The 16487-nt window shown below is 72.9% G+C and carries 10 protein-coding genes; 8 read left to right on the forward strand and 2 right to left on the reverse strand.

The genetic code is table 11. The features are described from left to right. Positions 1-9 precede the first annotated feature (9 nt). Both ACFYRY_RS04660 and ACFYRY_RS04665 read left to right on the forward strand, forming a co-directional pair. Complete coding sequence (locus ACFYRY_RS04660; protein ID WP_389139951.1) at positions 10-8211, forward strand: type I polyketide synthase; 8202 nt, start codon at positions 10-12, stop codon at positions 8209-8211. Continuing rightward, positions 8208-9710 carry a tryptophan 7-halogenase gene (locus ACFYRY_RS04665; protein ID WP_389139954.1) on the forward strand — a complete coding sequence of 501 codons (1503 nt, stop codon included), beginning with the start codon at positions 8208-8210 and terminating at the stop codon, positions 9708-9710. The genes ACFYRY_RS04660 and ACFYRY_RS04665 overlap by 4 nt, the downstream gene beginning before the upstream one ends. A gap of 43 nt (positions 9711-9753) precedes the next feature. On the opposite strand, the gene ACFYRY_RS04670 is transcribed toward ACFYRY_RS04665, so the two are convergent. Continuing rightward, positions 9754-10182 carry a secondary thiamine-phosphate synthase enzyme YjbQ gene (locus ACFYRY_RS04670; protein ID WP_389139956.1) on the reverse strand — a complete coding sequence of 143 codons (429 nt, stop codon included), beginning with the start codon at positions 10180-10182 and terminating at the stop codon, positions 9754-9756. Between the two features lie 137 nt (positions 10183-10319). On the opposite strand from ACFYRY_RS04670, the gene ACFYRY_RS04675 reads away from it, so the two are divergent. The 6 genes from ACFYRY_RS04675 (at position 10320) to ACFYRY_RS04700 (ending at position 15610) form a co-directional block, all read left to right on the forward strand. Continuing rightward, positions 10320-10388 carry a putative leader peptide gene (locus ACFYRY_RS04675; RefSeq protein WP_351156842.1) on the forward strand — a complete coding sequence of 23 codons (69 nt, stop codon included), beginning with the start codon at positions 10320-10322 and terminating at the stop codon, positions 10386-10388. 181 nt (positions 10389-10569) lie between these two features. After that, positions 10570-11472 (forward strand): ABC transporter permease, encoded by a 903-nt coding sequence (locus ACFYRY_RS04680; RefSeq protein ID WP_389139959.1) that lies wholly within the window; start codon positions 10570-10572, stop codon positions 11470-11472. Further along, entirely contained in the window at positions 11445-12254 is an 810-nt protein-coding gene (locus tag ACFYRY_RS04685) for an ABC transporter ATP-binding protein (RefSeq protein ID WP_389139962.1), read from the forward strand. Before ACFYRY_RS04680 ends, ACFYRY_RS04685 begins: the two co-directional genes overlap by 28 nt. A gap of 65 nt (positions 12255-12319) precedes the next feature. Next, entirely contained in the window at positions 12320-13351 is a 1032-nt protein-coding gene (locus tag ACFYRY_RS04690) for an ABC transporter substrate-binding protein (protein ID WP_389139965.1), read from the forward strand. 1 nt (position 13352) lies between these two features. Then, positions 13353-14492 (forward strand): LLM class flavin-dependent oxidoreductase, encoded by a 1140-nt coding sequence (locus ACFYRY_RS04695; RefSeq protein WP_389139967.1) that lies wholly within the window; start codon positions 13353-13355, stop codon positions 14490-14492. A 41-nt stretch (positions 14493-14533) separates the two neighbouring features. Beyond that, the gene (locus ACFYRY_RS04700; protein ID WP_389139969.1) at positions 14534-15610 is read left to right on the forward strand and encodes an NAD(P)-binding domain-containing protein; all 1077 of its coding nucleotides are present in this window, start codon (positions 14534-14536) and stop codon (positions 15608-15610) included. Here ACFYRY_RS04700 and mltG read toward each other — a convergent pair whose 3' ends face one another. Beyond that, complete coding sequence (mltG, locus tag ACFYRY_RS04705) at positions 15611-16453, reverse strand: endolytic transglycosylase MltG (RefSeq protein ID WP_389139972.1); 843 nt, start codon at positions 16451-16453, stop codon at positions 15611-15613. Positions 16454-16487: the final 34 nt, after the last annotated feature.

The following is a 16487-nucleotide window of genomic DNA, read 5'->3' on the forward strand; positions in this document are numbered from 1 at the left end:
GGCGGGAACTTGACGCACGACAGTGAACTGATCCTGCCCTTACCGGCATTGCTGAAGGCGCACGCCGAGGCGTCCCCGTCGCGTGTGGCGTTCGCCGACGGCCATCGCGCCGTCACCTACGCCGAGTTGGAGCGGCGCACCGGCCGGCTGACCGCCCACCTGGCCCGGACGGGGCTTCGGCGCGGCGAACGGGTCGCGATCTGTCTGGGCGACCGCGTGGAGCTGGTGGAGAGTGTCCTCGCCGCCGTCCGGGCGGGGGCGGTGGGAGTGCCCCTCAACCCCCGGTCGTCCGACGCGGAACTCGCTCACTTCCTCGAGGACAGCGACGCCTCGGTCCTCGTCACCGACCCGTGGCACCTGGCCCGGCTGCGCCGCCTGGGCCCCGGGCACCGTGGCAGGCGCGTGCTGGTCACCGGCGAGGAAGCCGCCACCGCGGACTCACGTTCCGTGCCCGTGGATCTGCCCGACGGCGCCGCCCTCTTCGACGACGTGGCACGCACCGAGCAGTCCGAAGCGCCCCGGGACGACCTCGGGCTCGACGAGCCGGCCTGGATGCTCTACACCTCCGGCACCACCCACCGTCCGAAGGGCGTGCTGTCCACCCAGCGGGCCGCCCTGTGGTCGGTGGCGGCCTGCTACGCACCGCTGTTCGGGCTCTCGTCCGAGGACCGGGTGCTGTGGCCGCTCCCGCTGTTCCACAGTTTCGGGCACTCCTTCGCGGTCCTGGGCGTCACCGCCGTCGGTGCGAGCGCCCGGATCAGCGGCGGCCTCCTCGCGCCCGGTGGCCTGTGGGAAGAGCTCCGCGCGCCTGGTCCGGCACTGGGCGGCCCCTACACGGTGCTGGCCGGGGTGCCCGCCACGTACCACCAGTTGACGGCGTCGGCCGGTGAGGCGGTGATCCCCGCGCGTCTGCGGACCTGTGTCGTGGCGGGCGCGCCCAGTGCGCCGACGCTGCGTCACCGGGTCGAGGAGGTGCTCGGGGCGCCGCTGCTCGACGCGTACGGCAGCACCGAGACCTGCGGCATGATCGCGGTCAACCGTCCGGACGGGCCCAGGATCGACGGTTCCTGCGGGCCGCCGGTGCCGGGCATGGAGGTGCGGGTCGTCGACCCCGGCTCCGGCGACGACGCCGTGGACGGGGCCGAGGGCGAGATCTGGGTGCGCGGGCCGAGCCTGATGACCGGCTACCACCACCGGCCCGAGGAGACCGAGGCGGCGCTGCGGGACGGCTGGTACCGCACCGGGGACCTCGGCCGACGCGTCGACCACGGTCATCTCACCCTGACCGGCCGGGTCAGCGAACTGATCATCCGCGGTGGGGAGAACATCCATCCCCCGGAGGTCGAGCAGGTCCTGCTGCGTTGTCCCGGTGTGCGGGACGCGGTGGTGGTGGGCCGGCCGCACGATGTCCTCGGCGAGGTCCCGGTGGCCTACGTCGTCGCCGGGCCGGACGGCGTGGAGCCGCGGCAGGTGCTGGCCGAGTGCCGTGCCCGGCTGGCCCCCCACAAGTGGCCCGTGGAGATCCTGGAGATCGCGGCCGTACCGCGTACGGCGTCCGGCAAGATCGCCCGGCACGCGGTCCTCCCGGAACTGGCCCGGCCGACAACCCCCGCCCCGATCCCCGCTTCCGCCGCGACGGCGACCGACGGGGCCCTGCGCCGGCGGCTGCTGTCCCTGCCGCCGGAGGGACGGGAGCGGGCGCTGCGGGCGGCGGTCCTCTCCGAGGCGGCGGCGGTCTGCGGCTGCGGACCGGACGAACGACTCGACGGTGACCGTCCTTTCACCGATCTCGGGCTGACGTCGGCAGGCGCGGTCACGCTGATCGACCGCCTCGGTGAGGCGACCGGGCTGGCGCTGCCCTCGACGCTGGTCTTCGACCACCCCACGCCGGCCGCGCTGGCCCGGCGGGTGCACGAGGCCCTCTTCGCCCCGGTGTCCACGGCGTCGCCCGAGGTGCGTACGGCGGAACGCGCGGACGATCCGGTGGTGATCGTCGCGATGGGCTGTCGCTGTCCCGGCGATGTCGACTCCCCCGAGGACCTGTGGCAGCTGCTGTCGGAGAGGCGGGACGCGATCTCGGACTTCCCCACCGACCGGGGCTGGGACCTGGCCGCCCTGTACGACCCCGACCCGGACCGGATCGGCACCTCCTACACCCGCAGCGGCGGATTCCTGCACCGGGCCGCCGAGTTCGACGCGGGGCTGTTCGGGATCTCGCCGCGCGAGGCGCTGGCCATGGACCCACAGCAGCGGCTGCTCCTGGAGACCTCGTGGGAGGTCTGGGAGCGGGCCGGAATCGACCCGGCGGCGCTGCGCGACAGCGACACCGGGGTGTTCGTCGGTGTGATGCACGGCGACTACTCCGCCCGCTTCACCCACCACGAGCTGGAGGCCCACCTGGGCCTGGGCTCGGCCGGGAGCGTGGCGTCCGGGCGGATCTCCTACGTGTACGGTCTGCGCGGACCCTCGATCACCGTCGACACCGCCTGCTCGTCCTCCCTGGTCGCGCTGCACTGGGCGGCGCGGGCACTGCGCTCGGGCGAGTGCTCGCTCGCTCTGGCAGGCGGGGTCACGGTGATGGCGACACCGAAGCCGTTCACCGCGTTCAGCCGCCAGCGGGGGCTCGCTCCCGACGGCCGCTGCAAGTCGTTCTCGGCGGCGGCGGACGGCACCGCCTGGGGCGAGGGCGCGGGACTGGTGCTGCTGGAACGGCTGTCCGACGCCCGTCGCCACGGTCATCCGGTGCTGGCCGTGCTGCGCGGCTCCGCGGTCAACTCCGACGGCGCCTCCAACGGACTGACCGCTCCCAACGGGCAGGCCCAACAGCACCTGATCACCCAGGCGTTGGCCGACGCCGGACTCGGGCCGCAGGACGTGGACGCGGTGGAGGCGCATGGCACCGGCACCACGCTCGGCGACCCCGTCGAGGCGCGCGCCCTGCTCGCCACCTACGGCCAGGGACGGGGCGAGGACCGGCCGCCGCTGTGGCTGGGCTCGGTCAAGTCCAACCTCGGCCACACCCAGGCCGCGGCAGGGGTCACCGGGGTCATCAAGATGGTGCAGGCCATGCGGCACCAGGAGCTTCCCCGGACCCTGCACGCCGAGACACCCAGCCCGCACGTCGACTGGTCGGCCGGCCGGGTGGAACTGCTGACCGAGGCCCGCCCGTGGCCGGCGACGGACACCGGTCGGCGCCGGGCCGGTGTGTCGGCCTTCGGCATCGGCGGGACGAACGCGCACGTGATCCTGGAGGAGGCGCCTCGACCGCCCGACTCCCCGGCGCGGGCCGCGGCGCCGCCGGTACCCGTGCCGACGCGGGAGCCGGTGCGGGTGCCGGTGCCCTGGCTGCTCTCCGGCGCCGACGAGGCAGCCCTGCGGGCCCAGGCACGCGAGCTCGCGGCCCGTCTCTCGTCCCGGCCCGACCTCTCGGCTGCCGACATCGGTTTCTCCCTGGCCGTGTCGAGGTCGGCGCTCACCCACCGGGCGATGGTGCCGGCCGATGACAAGGACCGCGCACGGGCCGCGCTGACCGCGCTCGCCGAGGGCCGCGACACCGTCGGCTCGCTGCGGGCCGTCGCGGATCCGGGGCTGCGCACGGCTTTCCTGTTCACCGGCCAGGGAGCCCAACGCGCCCGCATGGGCGCTGAGTTGAGTGCGGCGTTTCCGGTCTTCGCGGCCGCGTTCGAAGAGGTCTGCGGGGAGCTGGACGCCCGTCTGGAACGGCCGCTGGGTCGGGTGCTGTCCGCCGCGCCCGGTACGGCGCAGGCCGCCCTGCTCGACCGTACGGACTTCACCCAGGCAGCTCTGTTCGCCTTCGAGGTGGCTCTGTTCCGGCTGCTTGAGTCGTGGGGCGTGCGCGCCGACCATCTGTCCGGCCACTCCGTGGGAGAACTGGCCGCGGCCCATGTGGCCGGCGTGCTGGACCTGCCCGACGCGGCGGCACTCGTCGCGGCCCGCGGCCGGCTGATGCAGGGCCTGCCCGCGGGCGGGGCGATGGTGTCCCTGGACGCGACGGAGGAGGAGGTGCTCGCCGCGCTCGCGGACGCCGCCGGTCGGGGCGCCCGGCCGGAGATCGCCTCGGTCAACGGCCCGCGCTCGGTAGTGATCTCCGGCGCACGGGACGCGGTGCTGGCCGTCGCGTCCCGGTTCGAGGCGCGCGGCCGCAGGACGGTACGTCTGCGGGTCTCTCATGCCTTCCACTCGCCCCTGGTCGAGCCGATGCTCGACGACTTCCGCCGGGTCGCCGAGGGACTCGACTTCCGGCCACCGCGGATCTCTGTGGTCTCGGCCCTGACGGGTCGTCCGGCCGGGGCGGCGGAACTGTGCTCCGCGGAGTACTGGGTACGGCACGCCCGACGGCCGGTGCGGTTCGCCGACGCCGTGCGATGGCTCGGCGACAACGGGGTCTCGGCGTTCCTGGAGGTCGGCCCCGGTGCCGCGCTCACGGTGGCGGCCGAGGACTGCCTGAGCGTTCCGGACGGCACAGGTCCGGTGTTCGCGGCCGCGACCCGCGGCGGCGAGCCCGAGCCGCAGACGCTGGTGTCCGCCGTGGCCCGCCTCCATGTGCGCGGGGCGCGCGTCGACTGGCCCGCGGTGTTCGAGGGGTCCGGGGCGCGGCGGGTGGACCTGCCGACGTACGCCTTCCAGCGACGGAGGTACTGGCTCGACGCGCCACGCAGCCCGGCGCCCGCGCAGGACGCCCAGCGTCATCCGCTGCTGGGCCCGGCGTTCACCGTGCCGGACACGGACCGGACGGTGTTCTCCGGTCTGCTCTCCCGTACGACCCATCCCTGGCTCGCCGATCATGTGGTCGCCGGGTCCGTCCTCGTTCCCGCGACGGTGTTCGTGGAGTTGGCCGTTCGCGCGGGCGACGAGGTCTCAGGCGGCGCGCTCGACGAACTGGTGGTCCTGGCCCCGCTGGTCCTGCCCACGGCCGGGAGCGTACGCGTCCAGGTGGTGGTGGGCGGGCCGGACGACTCCGGCCGGCGCACGGTCGACGTCTTCGCACGGTCCGACGATTCCGCCGCCGGGTCCGCGGCGCCCGCACCCGAGGCCGCCTGGATCCGGCACGCCTCGGGTCTCATCGGACCGACGGCCGAACAGGCCCCCACGGCCACCTCGCCCACGGGACCGTCGGTGTGGCCGCCGCGGGGCGCGACCGAGGTCGATCTCACCGACGCGTACGACAGGCTCGCGGACGGTGGCCTGGCGTACGGGCCGGCCTTCCGAGCGGTACGGGCGGCCTGGCGGCTCGGTGACGACCTGTTCGCCGAGGTACGGCTGCCCGAGGCGGAGTCGTCGGACGCGAACCGGTTCGGGATCCATCCGGCGCTGCTCGACGCGGCACTGCACGCGTCCGTGCTCTGCGGCGGGGAATCCGGCGCGATCCGCGTGCCGTTCGCGTGGAACGGCGTACGGCTGCACGCGGCGGGCGCCTCGGAGGTACGGGTCCGCGTCTCCCGGGCCGGGACGGACGCGGTCTCGGTGACGCTCGCCGACCCGGCGGGCCGACCCGTCGCGGAGGTCGCGTCCCTGACCACGCGGGAGATGCCGTCCGCGACGGACCACGACGTGGCGCGCCGCGCACTGCTGCGGCCCGACTGGATCACGGCTGATTCGCCCGGCGGCGAATCCCGCGCCGCCACCGGGTCCTGGGAGCTGGTGGATGAGGACGGGCTGGACCTGCGCGCGTCGATCCCCGAGATCACCGGCACCGGCACCGGCACGACCGGACCGGACACCGTCGTCGTCACCGCCGTCCATCCGGCCACGGACGCCGATCCGCTGACCGCCGTCCACGAGTTGACCGCCAGGGTGCTCCGCACGGTGCAGGACTGGCAGGACGACCCGCGTACCGCGGGCGCCCGTCTCGTGGTGGTGACGCGGAACGCCACCACGACGGAGCCGGATCTGGCCGGGGCCGCGGTGTGGGGGCTGGTGCGCACGGCACAGTCGGAGCTGCCCGGGCGGGTCGTCCTCGTCGACGTGGACGGGCGACCGGAGTCCCTGCGGCTGCTGCCCAGGGCGGTGGCCACCGGTGAGCCCCAACTGGCCGTCCGGGCTGGGCGGTTCAGCGTGCCCCGACTCTCCTCGGAGAGCACCAACTGGGCCGCTGGGGCCACCGGCTCCGGCAGGTTCAGTGCGGACGGCACCGTGCTGATCACCGGCGGTACCGGTGCGCTGGGCGCGGAGCTCGCCCGCCATCTCGTCGCCTCGCACGGCGTACGACACCTGCTGCTGACCGGACGGCAGGGGCCCGGGGCGCCGGGCGCCGAAAAACTGCGCGGTGAGCTGGCGGAGTTGGGTGCCGAGGTGCGGATCGTCGCCTGCGACGCGGGCGACCGTGCCGCGCTGGCCGAGCTGGTCAAGGGCTGTACGCCGGCGCTGACCGCGGTGGTGCATGCCGCCGGGGTCTTGGACGACGGCGTACTGGCGGCTCTGACTCCCGAGCGGATGGCCGCGGTGCTCCGGCCGAAGGCGGACGCGGCCTGGCATCTGCACGAGGTGACCCGGGACCTGGATCTGTCGGCGTTCGTCCTGTTCTCGTCGGTGTCCGGGCTGCTGGGACGCGCCGGTCAGGGCAGCTACGCTGCGGCGAACTCCTTCCTGGACGCCCTGGCCCACCACCGCACCGCGCTGGGGCTGCCCGCGCTGTCGCTGGCGTGGGGACCGTGGAACTCCGGCGGGGGCATGGCGGCGGAACAACTCCGGGAGCGGGACGGGAAGTACGAGGACGTGCTGAGGGCGTTCTCCGTGGAACAGGGCCTGGCACTGTTCGACGCGGCGCTGCGCGTGGCCGAGCCCGTGCTGGCGCCCATCATGCTGGACCGCGCCCGCCTGAGGGACGCCCCGGCGCCGCTGCCGCCGCCGCTGCGTGGAGTGGTACGCCCGCGCACGCCTGCGGCCGGGGCCGGACCCGCGCCCGGAGCGGAGCAGCCGTGGGAGCCGGGAGCCTGGCGTAAGGTGCTGGCCGCACTGCCCGTCGCGCAACGGGTGGACGCGCTCGCGGAGTTGATGCGCGCGGACGTGGCGGCCGTGCTCGGCCACCCGGACGCCGACGCGTTGCCGGCCGGCAGGTCCTTCGCCGAGCTGGGTTTCGACTCCCTGATGGCGGTGCAGGTCCGTAACCGGCTGAGCATGGCCCTGCGGCTCAGGCTGTCGGCGGCCGTGGTCTTCGAGCATCCGACGGCCCACCAACTGGCCCGCCACGTACTCGGCCAGCTCGACGACCTGCCCGACGACCCGCCCACCGCCGCCGAGGAGCACGGGGGGCATGAGGGGCACGCACCGGGGTCGGATCCCGCCCCTGCGGAGGACCGGCCCGCGCGGACCCTGTCGTCGCTCTACCGGCGGGTCTGCGAGGCCGGTCAGGTGGTCGCCGCGATGCGCATGCTGGTCACGGCGTCCTGGGCGGTACCGACGTACGGCCCGGCCGACATTCGGGCGCATGCCCTGCCTCCGCTGCGGCGCGCCGAGGGGCCCGGCGGCGGCCCGGTACTGGTGGTCTTCACCGGGTACCATCCGCCGTTCGCCGCCCCGGGCGGGGAGTGGGCCCGTTTCCACAGCTGCTTCCAGGGCGAGTTCGACGTCCTCGAACTCCCGCACCCCGGCGTCGGTGCGGGCGGGGCCGTACCGGCCGACCTGGAGACGCTCGCCCGGACCCACGCCGAGACGGTGCTCCAGCACGTCGGAGAGCGGCCGTTCGTCGTCGTGGGTGTCTGCACCGGAGGCGCCGCCGCACACGCCGTGACCCGGCGGCTCGAAGCGGTGGGGTCGGCTCCGCTCGGGCAGGTGCTGCTCGACACGTACCTCATCGACGACGGCAACAGCGACAAGGAGTGGCTGCTGTCGCTGCCCGCCGTCATCGCGCCCCGGCTGGGCGGCGACCAGTTCACCGGTGACGAGGACAGCGGGGTGGCCGCGCTGGGCGCGTACACCCGCATGTTCCTCGGCTGGGAGCCGGAACCCGTCCGCACCCCCACCCTGCTGGTCCGCGCCACGGAGCCGACCCCCGCGATGGCGGCGGGCGCGGAGCCCGACGAGTGGCCGACGTCGTGGCCGCTCCCGCACACCGTCGTCGATGTGCCCGGCGACCACTTCTCGTTCCTCCAGGACCACGCCCCCGGCACGGCGGCGGCCGTGCGCGCCTGGATCGGCTCGCTCGGCCGGCCGGGCGCGCGCTCGGCGCCGGCCACGGAAGGAGACCGGTGAATCCCCTCGGTGAGCGGACGGCGTCGGAGGAGTTCGACGTCGTCGTCGTGGGCGGCGGCCCGGCCGGTGCCACCGCCGCCACCGCCGTCGCGCTGCGCGGCCACCGCGTCCTCCTCCTCGAACAGGAGACGTTCCCCCGCTACCAGATCGGCGAGTCGCTGCTGCCCTCCACGGTGCACGGGGTGTGCCGGATCCTCGGCGTGGAGGACGAGGTGGCCCGGGCGGGCTTCAAGCCGAAGCGGGGCGGAACGTTCCGGTGGGGCCGCAACCCGGACCCGTGGCAGTTCTCGTTCGCGCTGTCTCCCCGGCTGGCCGACCCGACCTCGTACGCCTACCAGGTCGAGCGGTCCCGGTTCGACGCGATCCTGCTGGACAACGCCCGCCGGGTCGGCGTGGACGTGCGGGAGGGCTGCCGGGTCACCGGCGTCCTCGCCGACGAGGAACGGGTGCGGGGCGTCGGCTGGGCCGGGCCCGGCGGCGAGGTCCGCGAGGCGCGGGCCCGCCATGTCGTGGACGCCTCCGGCAACGGCAGCCGGATCCACGGCGAGGTCGGCGGCCGGCGGACGTACTCCGACTTCTTCCGCAATCTCGCAGTGTTCGGCTACTTCGCCGGTGGCGCACGGCTCCCGCGACCGAACGACGGCAACATCTTCTGCGTCGCCTTCGACGAGGGCTGGCTGTGGTACATCCCGCTGCGGGACGACCTCACCAGCGTCGGAGCGGTCGTGAGCAGGGAGAACGCCGCCGAGATCCAGCGGGACCCGGAGGCTGCCTGGCGTCGGATGATCGACGCGTGCCCCGAGGTCCGGGACCTCCTGCACGGGGTGCCCCGGGCCACCGAGGCGCCCTACGACCGGGTCCGGGTGCGCCGGGACTGGTCGTACTGGAAGTCCCGGCTGTGGCGGCCCGGCATGGTGCTGGTCGGCGACGCGGCCTGCTTCGTCGACCCCGTCCTGTCCTCCGGCGTGCATCTCGCCACGTACGGCGCCCTGCTGGCGGCCCGGTCCCTCAACAGCGCCCTCGACGGGACGCTCTCCGAGGACCGTCTGTTCGACGAGTTCGAGGCCCGCTACCGGCACGAGTACGGCCTCTTCCACGAGTTCCTGGTCGCTTTCTACGACATGCACCAGGACGAGCGGTCCTACTTCTGGAAGGCACGCAAGGTCACCCACGTCGGGTCGACGGAGGTGGAGGCGTTCGTGGACCTGGTGGGCGGACTGGCCTCCGGCGACGCCTCCCTCGGCGGGCCGACGGCGGCGGGCTCCCGCCTCGCGGCGGCCTCCTCGGGGCTCGACGAGGCCGTGGGCCGGCTCCCGGACTCCGACGGCCTGCGCAACCCGCTGTTCGAGTCGGCCACGGTGCGTCAGGTGTTCCAGGAGGGCGCCGTGCTCCAGGAGCGCGGCGTGTTCGGCGGCCCGCTGGAGAACGAGTCACCCGTGCGGCCGGGCGGCCTGGTGGCCTCGGAGGACGGCCTGACCTGGGAGGAGCCCGGTCGCTGAGTCCGGCGCGGGCGCCGGCCCGGCGTCAGGCGGCGGCCCGGCGTCAGGCGGTGCCGAGAAAGCTCAACCGCACCTGACGGTTCGGGTTGTCCCCGTTGGTGTCCACCAGGCACACCGACTGCCACGTCCCCAACTCCAGCCGCCCGTCCACCACCGGGAGCGTCGCGTGCGGGGGCACGATGGCGGGCAGGACGTGATCGCGGCCGTGGCCCGGGCTGCCGTGGCGGTGCTGCCAGCGGTCGTCGGCGGGGAGCAGGGTGCGCAGGGCGGCGAGGAGGTCGTCGTCGCTGCCGGCGCCCGTCTCGATGATCGCGACACCGGCCGTGGCGTGCGGGACGAAAAGATTCAGCAGGCCGTCGCGTCCGGCGGCCACCTCGCGCAGGAAGGCCTCGCAGTCGCCGGTGAGGTCGGCGATCCGCTCCGTGGAACCGGTGGCCACGTTCAGGACTCGGGTGGTGAAGGCGTCAGACATACCCCCATCCTCACCCCCACATCACGTTTCACACCCGCCCGGTCGACCACCAGCCGATACGAGCGTTTCGCTCTGCGAGACGCCATTGACCCTGGCCATGTCATCTGGCTACGTTCGACGGCATGTTGCGTTCAGCCATGCTCACCACGCGCGGTCATATCGACCTGCTGCGGGTGACCTCCGCCGCGTGTCGCCGCGGCTGCTGACGCCCATTTCGCGCTGCGCTTTTCTCGCCTTCGCTTCCCTCTCTTCGCTTTCTCCTCGCCCGGTCCGGATCTGACTGCCGTCTGATCCGCGCCGCCACCCCCGCACGTCCCGGTCACTCCTGAGACGTGGCGGCGTCCGGGCGCGCCCCTCACCAGCCGCTCTCCCGCCCATGGAGCACTCATGAGCATCAGCCACGCCCCACCTGGCTCTCCAGAACCCGATATTTACGGCATATCATCCTCTAGTCCCGCCGAGCCTGACGCCGCCGGGCAACGTCCGCTCGACCTCCTCCCCCTCGTCCCCAGCTCCACCCGCCGCACCCGCGTCCCCCGCTGGCTGCGTCGCACCACGGGTCCGCTGGTGTTGCTGGCTCTGTGGCAACTCCTCAGCAGCACCGGCGTGTTGACCCCCGAGGTGCTCGCCTCACCGGGACGGATCGCGCAGGTGGGCCGGGATCTGCTCGCCGACGGTTCGCTGACCTCCGCGATGGGCACCTCACTGCGGCGCGTGGCGGCCGGACTGCTGTTCGGCGTCGTCGTCGGCACCGGACTCGCCCTGGTCTCGGGCCTGTTCCGGATCGGCGAGGACCTCGTGGACGCTCCCGTCCAGATGCTGCGGACCGTGCCCTTCGTGGGTCTCATCCCGCTGTTCATCATCTGGTTCGGGATCGGCGAGACACCGAAGATCGCCATCATCACGCTCGGCGTGACCTTCCCGCTCTACCTCAACGTGTACGCCGGCATCCGCGGTGTGGACTCCCAGCTGATCGAGGCCGGGGAGTCCCTCGGACTGTCGCGGTGGGGTCTCGTCCGGCATGTCGTCCTGCCGGGCGCGCTGCCCGGGGCGATGACCGGCCTGCGCTACTCCCTGGGCATCTCGTGGCTGGCCCTCGTCTTCGCCGAGCAGGTCAACGCGGACTCCGGCATCGGGTTCCTGATGGTGCAGGCACGGGACTTCCTGCGGACCGACGTGATCGTGGTCTGCCTGATCGTCTACGCCTTCCTCGGCCTGCTGGCCGACTTCGTCGTCCGTACCCTCGAAAGGCTGCTGCTGCAATGGCGACCGACATTCACCGGCCGGTGAGCCCTCAGGTGTCCCCGCTCTCCACGGCGTCCGACGCGTCCACGGCACCCCCTGCGTCCCCGGCGCCCCCCATCTCCCAGGCCGTCCGCGTCGAGGGACTGACCCGCTCCTTCGACGGCCGCGCCGTCATCGACGACCTGCGACTCGACATTCGCCAGGGCGAGTTCGTCGCCCTGCTCGGCCGCAGCGGCTGCGGCAAGTCCACGCTGCTGCGCATCCTCGCCGGTCTCGACCGTGAGATCCAGGGCACGGTCCTCGTACCGCGCCGCAAGGCCGTCGCCTTCCAGGCGCCGCGGCTGATGCCGTGGAAGAAGGTGTGGCGCAACGTGCTGCTCGGACTGCCCGGAAGGCCAGAACGTGCCCTCGCCGACCGGGCCCTCGAAGAGGTCGGACTGGACCACCGCTCCGACGCCTGGCCCAAGACGCTCTCCGGCGGTGAGGCCCAACGTGCGTCACTGGCACGGGCGTTGGTTCGTGAGCCCGATCTGCTGCTGCTCGACGAGCCGTTCGGCGCACTGGACGCTCTCACCCGGATCAAGGCCCAGCGCTTGGTGGGCGAGTTGTGGCGGCGACGCGGCTGCGCCGTCCTGCTCGTCACGCACGACGTCGAGGAGGCCGTGCTGCTCGCCGACCGGGTCCTGGTGATGGACGACGGTGTCATCGCGCACGAGCAGCAGATCGACCTGGACCGGCCACGCGACATCACCGACCCGCGGTTCGCCGAGCTGCGCGCCGAACTCCTGGAGCGCCTCGGAGTCGACGCGGCCGCCGAAGCCGCCTGAACCACCGTGCCTGATCAGCCACGGCTGATCCGCCCCCCAGCAGCACAGCACAGAACGGATCCCCCATGCGACCACGCCTCGTCCCTGCCGCCCTGCTCCTGCCCTTCGCTCTCGTCCTCACCGCCTGCGGCGGCAACTCGTCGGCCAGTACCGGGATGGGCGACGGCACCGACGGTCAGGGCTCCCTCACGCTCGACGTCGGTGACCAGAAGGGTGGTTCCGAGGCCATCCTGCGGGCCGCCGGAGAGCTCAAGAACCTCAAGTACAAGATCAAGTGGTCCACGTTCACCTCGGGGCCACCACTCCTCGAAGCGGTCAACGCCAAGGCCGTCGACGTCGGCGGCGTCGGCAACACCCCGCCGGTGTTCGCGGCCGGCGCCAACTCCAAGATCTCGGTGGTGGCCGCCTGGCACGGTACGTCCAAGGGCGACACGATCCTCGTCCCCAACGACTCGAAGCTGACGGACCCCAAGCAGCTCAAGGGCAAGTCCATCGCCGTGGCACAGGGCTCCTCCGCCCACTACCAGCTGGTCGCCAGCTTGAAGAAGGTCGGGCTGACCATCGGCGACGTCAAGGTGAAGTACCTCCAGCCCGCGGACGCGCTGGCCGCGTTCACCTCCGGCAAGGTCGACGCCTGGGCGGTGTGGGATCCGTACACCTCACAGGTACTCCAGGCCCAGCAGGGCCGCGTGCTCACGACCGGCGACGGCATCACCAACGGCCTCAGCTTCCAGGTGGCCTCCCCGGACGCGCTGAAGGACAAGAAGAAGTCCGCCGCCGTCAAGGACTACCTGGACCGGCTGCGCCGCGCCTACGCCTGGGTGTACGACCACCCCAAGGCGTGGGCCAAGGCGTGGGCCGAGGACACCGGACTGCCGTACGAGGCGGCGCTGGCCGCGGTGAAGCGCAGCAACGCCTCCCGTGTTCCGGTCGCGGTCGACAAGCCGCTCATCGCCTCCGAGCAGGAGATCGCGGACGCCTTCACCGGCCTGAAGCTGATCCCGCGCAGGGTGGACTTCGGGAAGTTCGTCGACACCCGCTTCAACGGTGACCTGCCTCCGTCCACGACCACTCCGCGCGTCTTCAAGGAGAAGTGACATGACCGTACGTCTCCACTGGTTCCTGCCGACGGGCGGCGACGGCCGCACCCTGGTCGACCGGCACGCGTACGCCTCCAACGGGTCCGGCCCGGTGCGCGGGGTGCGTGCGCCCGACATCGAGTACCTGGCCCAGATCGCCAAGGCTGCCGAGCAGTTGGGCTTCGAGGCGGTGCTCACCCCGACCGGCACGTGGTGCGAGGACGCCTGGCTGACGACCGTGGCGCTGGCCCAGCACACCGAGCGGCTGAAGTTCCTGGTGGCGTTCCGGCCGGGGCTGATCTCGCCGACGCTCGCCGCGCAGATGGCGGCCACCTACCAGAGGGTCACGCGCGGGCGGCTGCTGCTGAACGTCGTCACGGGCGGTGACTCGACCGAACAACGCCGCTTCGGCGACCGACTCGACCACGACCGCCGGTATGCCCGTACGGACGAGTTCCTGTCGGTGGTCCGCGGGGTGTGGCGGGGTGAGCCGTACGACTTCCACGGCACGCACTACCAGGTCGACGGCGGGCTGACCGCGCTGCCGCCGGACCCGGTGCCGCAGGTGTTCTTCGGCGGGTCCTCCGCTGCCGCCGGGCCGGTCGCCGCGCGGCACGCCGACGTCTATCTGACCTGGGGCGAACCGCCCGCGCAGGTCAAGGAGAAGATCGACTGGATCCGCTCGCTCGCCGAGCGGGAGGGCCGCACGGTCCGGTTCGGGATCCGGTTGCACACCATCTCGCGCGACTCGGCGGCGGAGGCCTGGGCGACGGCGAACCGGCTGCTCGACGACCTCGACTCGGACAGCGTCGCGGCGGCGCAGACGGCGCTCGGCCGCAGTGAGTCGGTGGGCCAGCAGCGGATGCTGGCCCTGCACGGCGGCTCGCGCGACGAGCTGGAGATCCATCCGAATCTGTGGGCGGGCGTGGGTCTGGTGCGCGGCGGCGCGGGCACCGCCCTCGTCGGCAGCCATGCCGAGGTCGCCGACCTGATCGAGGAGTACCACGCGCTGGGCGTCGAGCACTTCGTGCTCTCGGGGTATCCGCACCTGGAGGAGGCGTACTGGTTCGGGGAGGGGGTGATCCCCGAACTGGCGTCCCGTGGGCTGGTCGAGACCGCGTCGGCCGGCAGGCCCTTCCTCGTGGGCGGCGGGCGCTGACCGCAGGGAAGATCCACCGGCTTCGCGGTGTTGGTAGAACCGTGAACAACACGCGCGAGGTCGAGGTGGTCGTCATAGGCGCCGGGCAGGCCGGACTGGCCGGCGCCTATCACCTGCGCCGCTCGGGGTACGAGCCGGACCGGGACTTCGTGGTGCTCGACCACTCCCCCGGCCCCGGCGGCGCCTGGCAGTTCCGCTGGCCGTCGCTGACGTACGGCAAGGTGCACGGGATGCACGCCCTGCCCGGCATGGAACTCACCGGCGCCGATCCGGCCAGGCCGTCCGCCGACGTCGTCACCGAGTACTTCGACAGGTACGAGCGCTTCTTCGACCTGCGGGTCAAACGGCCCGTGGAGGTCCGTGCCGTGCGCGAGGGCGAGGGCGGCCGTCTGCTCGTCGAGACCTCCGACGGGACCTGGGCGACTCGGGCGCTGATCAACGCGACCGGGACCTGGGACCGGCCCTTCTGGCCGCGTTACCCGGGCCAGGAGACCTTCCGTGGGCGCCAGGTGCACACCGCGCGCTACTCCGGGCCCGAGGAGTTCGCCGGGCAGCGGGTCGTCGTGGTGGGCGGGGGCGCGTCCGGCACCCAGCACCTGCTGGAGATCGCTCCGTACGCGGCCGCCACCACCTGGGTCACCCGGCGGCCGCCGGTGTTCCGCGAGGGGCCCTTCGACGAGAACGTGGGCCGGGCCGCGGTCGCGCTGGTCGAGGAGCGGGTACGGCAGGGGCTGCCGCCGAAGAGTGTCGTGTCGGTGACGGGGCTTCCGCTCAACGACGCGATCCGTCAGGGGATCGCGGACGGGGTACTGGACCGGCTGCCGATGTTCGACCGGATCACGCCCGACGGTGTGGCGTGGAACGACGGCCGGCACGTGACGGCCGACGTCATCCTGTGGGCGACCGGATTCCGGGCCGCCATCGACCACTTGGCGCCGCTGAAGCTGCGCGAGCCCGGCGGCGGCATCCGGGTGGAGGGCACCCGCGCGGTGGCCGATCCACGCATCCACCTCGTCGGCTACGGCCCGTCGGCGAGCACCATCGGCGCCAACCGGGCGGGACGCGCGGCGGTACGGGACATCAGGCGGCTGCTGGCCGAGGAACGCGTGGCCGCCTGATCAGCCGGTGGCGGCCGGGCTCCGCTGATGGAGCCGGTTGAACTCGGCGACATTGCGCTGGTGCTGCGCGTAGTCGGCCGTGAAGCGCGTATCGCCCCGCTTGACCGTGACGAAGTACAGCCAGTCGCCCGGGGGCGGACTGATCACGGCGCGCATCGCGTCCTCACCCGGGTTCGCGATCGGGGTCGGCGGCAGACCCATACGCTGGTATGAGTTGTAGGGGCTGTCGATCCGGGTGTCCGCCTCGGTGGTCTTCAGTGTGGAGCGGTTGAGCGCGTAGTTGATGGTGGAGTCCATCTGCAGCGGCATGCCGCGCTTCAGGCGGTTGAAGACGACCCGGGCCACCTTGCCCATGTCGGCCTTGGAAGCCGCCTCGGCCTGCACGATGCTCGCGACGGTGACGGCCTGGTAGACGTTCATGGCGTTGCGCTGCGCGCCGGCCGCGATCGGGGCGCCGTTGAACGTCTTGTCGGCGGTGTCGACCATGCACCGCAGCATCTGCTCCGGGGTCGTCTTCTCCTTGATCGGGTACGTCGCCGGGAAGAGGTAGCCCTCCGGGTTGCCCTTCGCGTCGGTCGGCAGCTTCAGGCCCGCCTTGCCCAGCGACTTCTTGGTGGTTCCCGCGGGCAGGGCGAGGGCCTTGTCGACGGCGTCGTAGACCTGGCCGGCGCGCCAGCCCTCGGGGATGACCAGGGCGGCGGGCTTCTTCTCCGCGTCGCTGTCCAGGGTCAGCAGCGGCACCGCCACGGCGGTGCCTGCCACGACGGCCCCGGTCACGATCAGGGCGAGACGGCCCCGGCGCGTCAGTCGGATCCTGCTCCGTGGCGGTGTGTTCATGTGCATGCGGGCACGGTAACCCGCCAATCTCTACAAACCC

The sequence above is a fragment of the Streptomyces sp. NPDC005263 genome (genome assembly GCF_042872365.1).
In the GTDB taxonomy this organism is placed as follows: Bacteria; Actinomycetota; Actinomycetes; order Streptomycetales; family Streptomycetaceae; genus Streptomyces.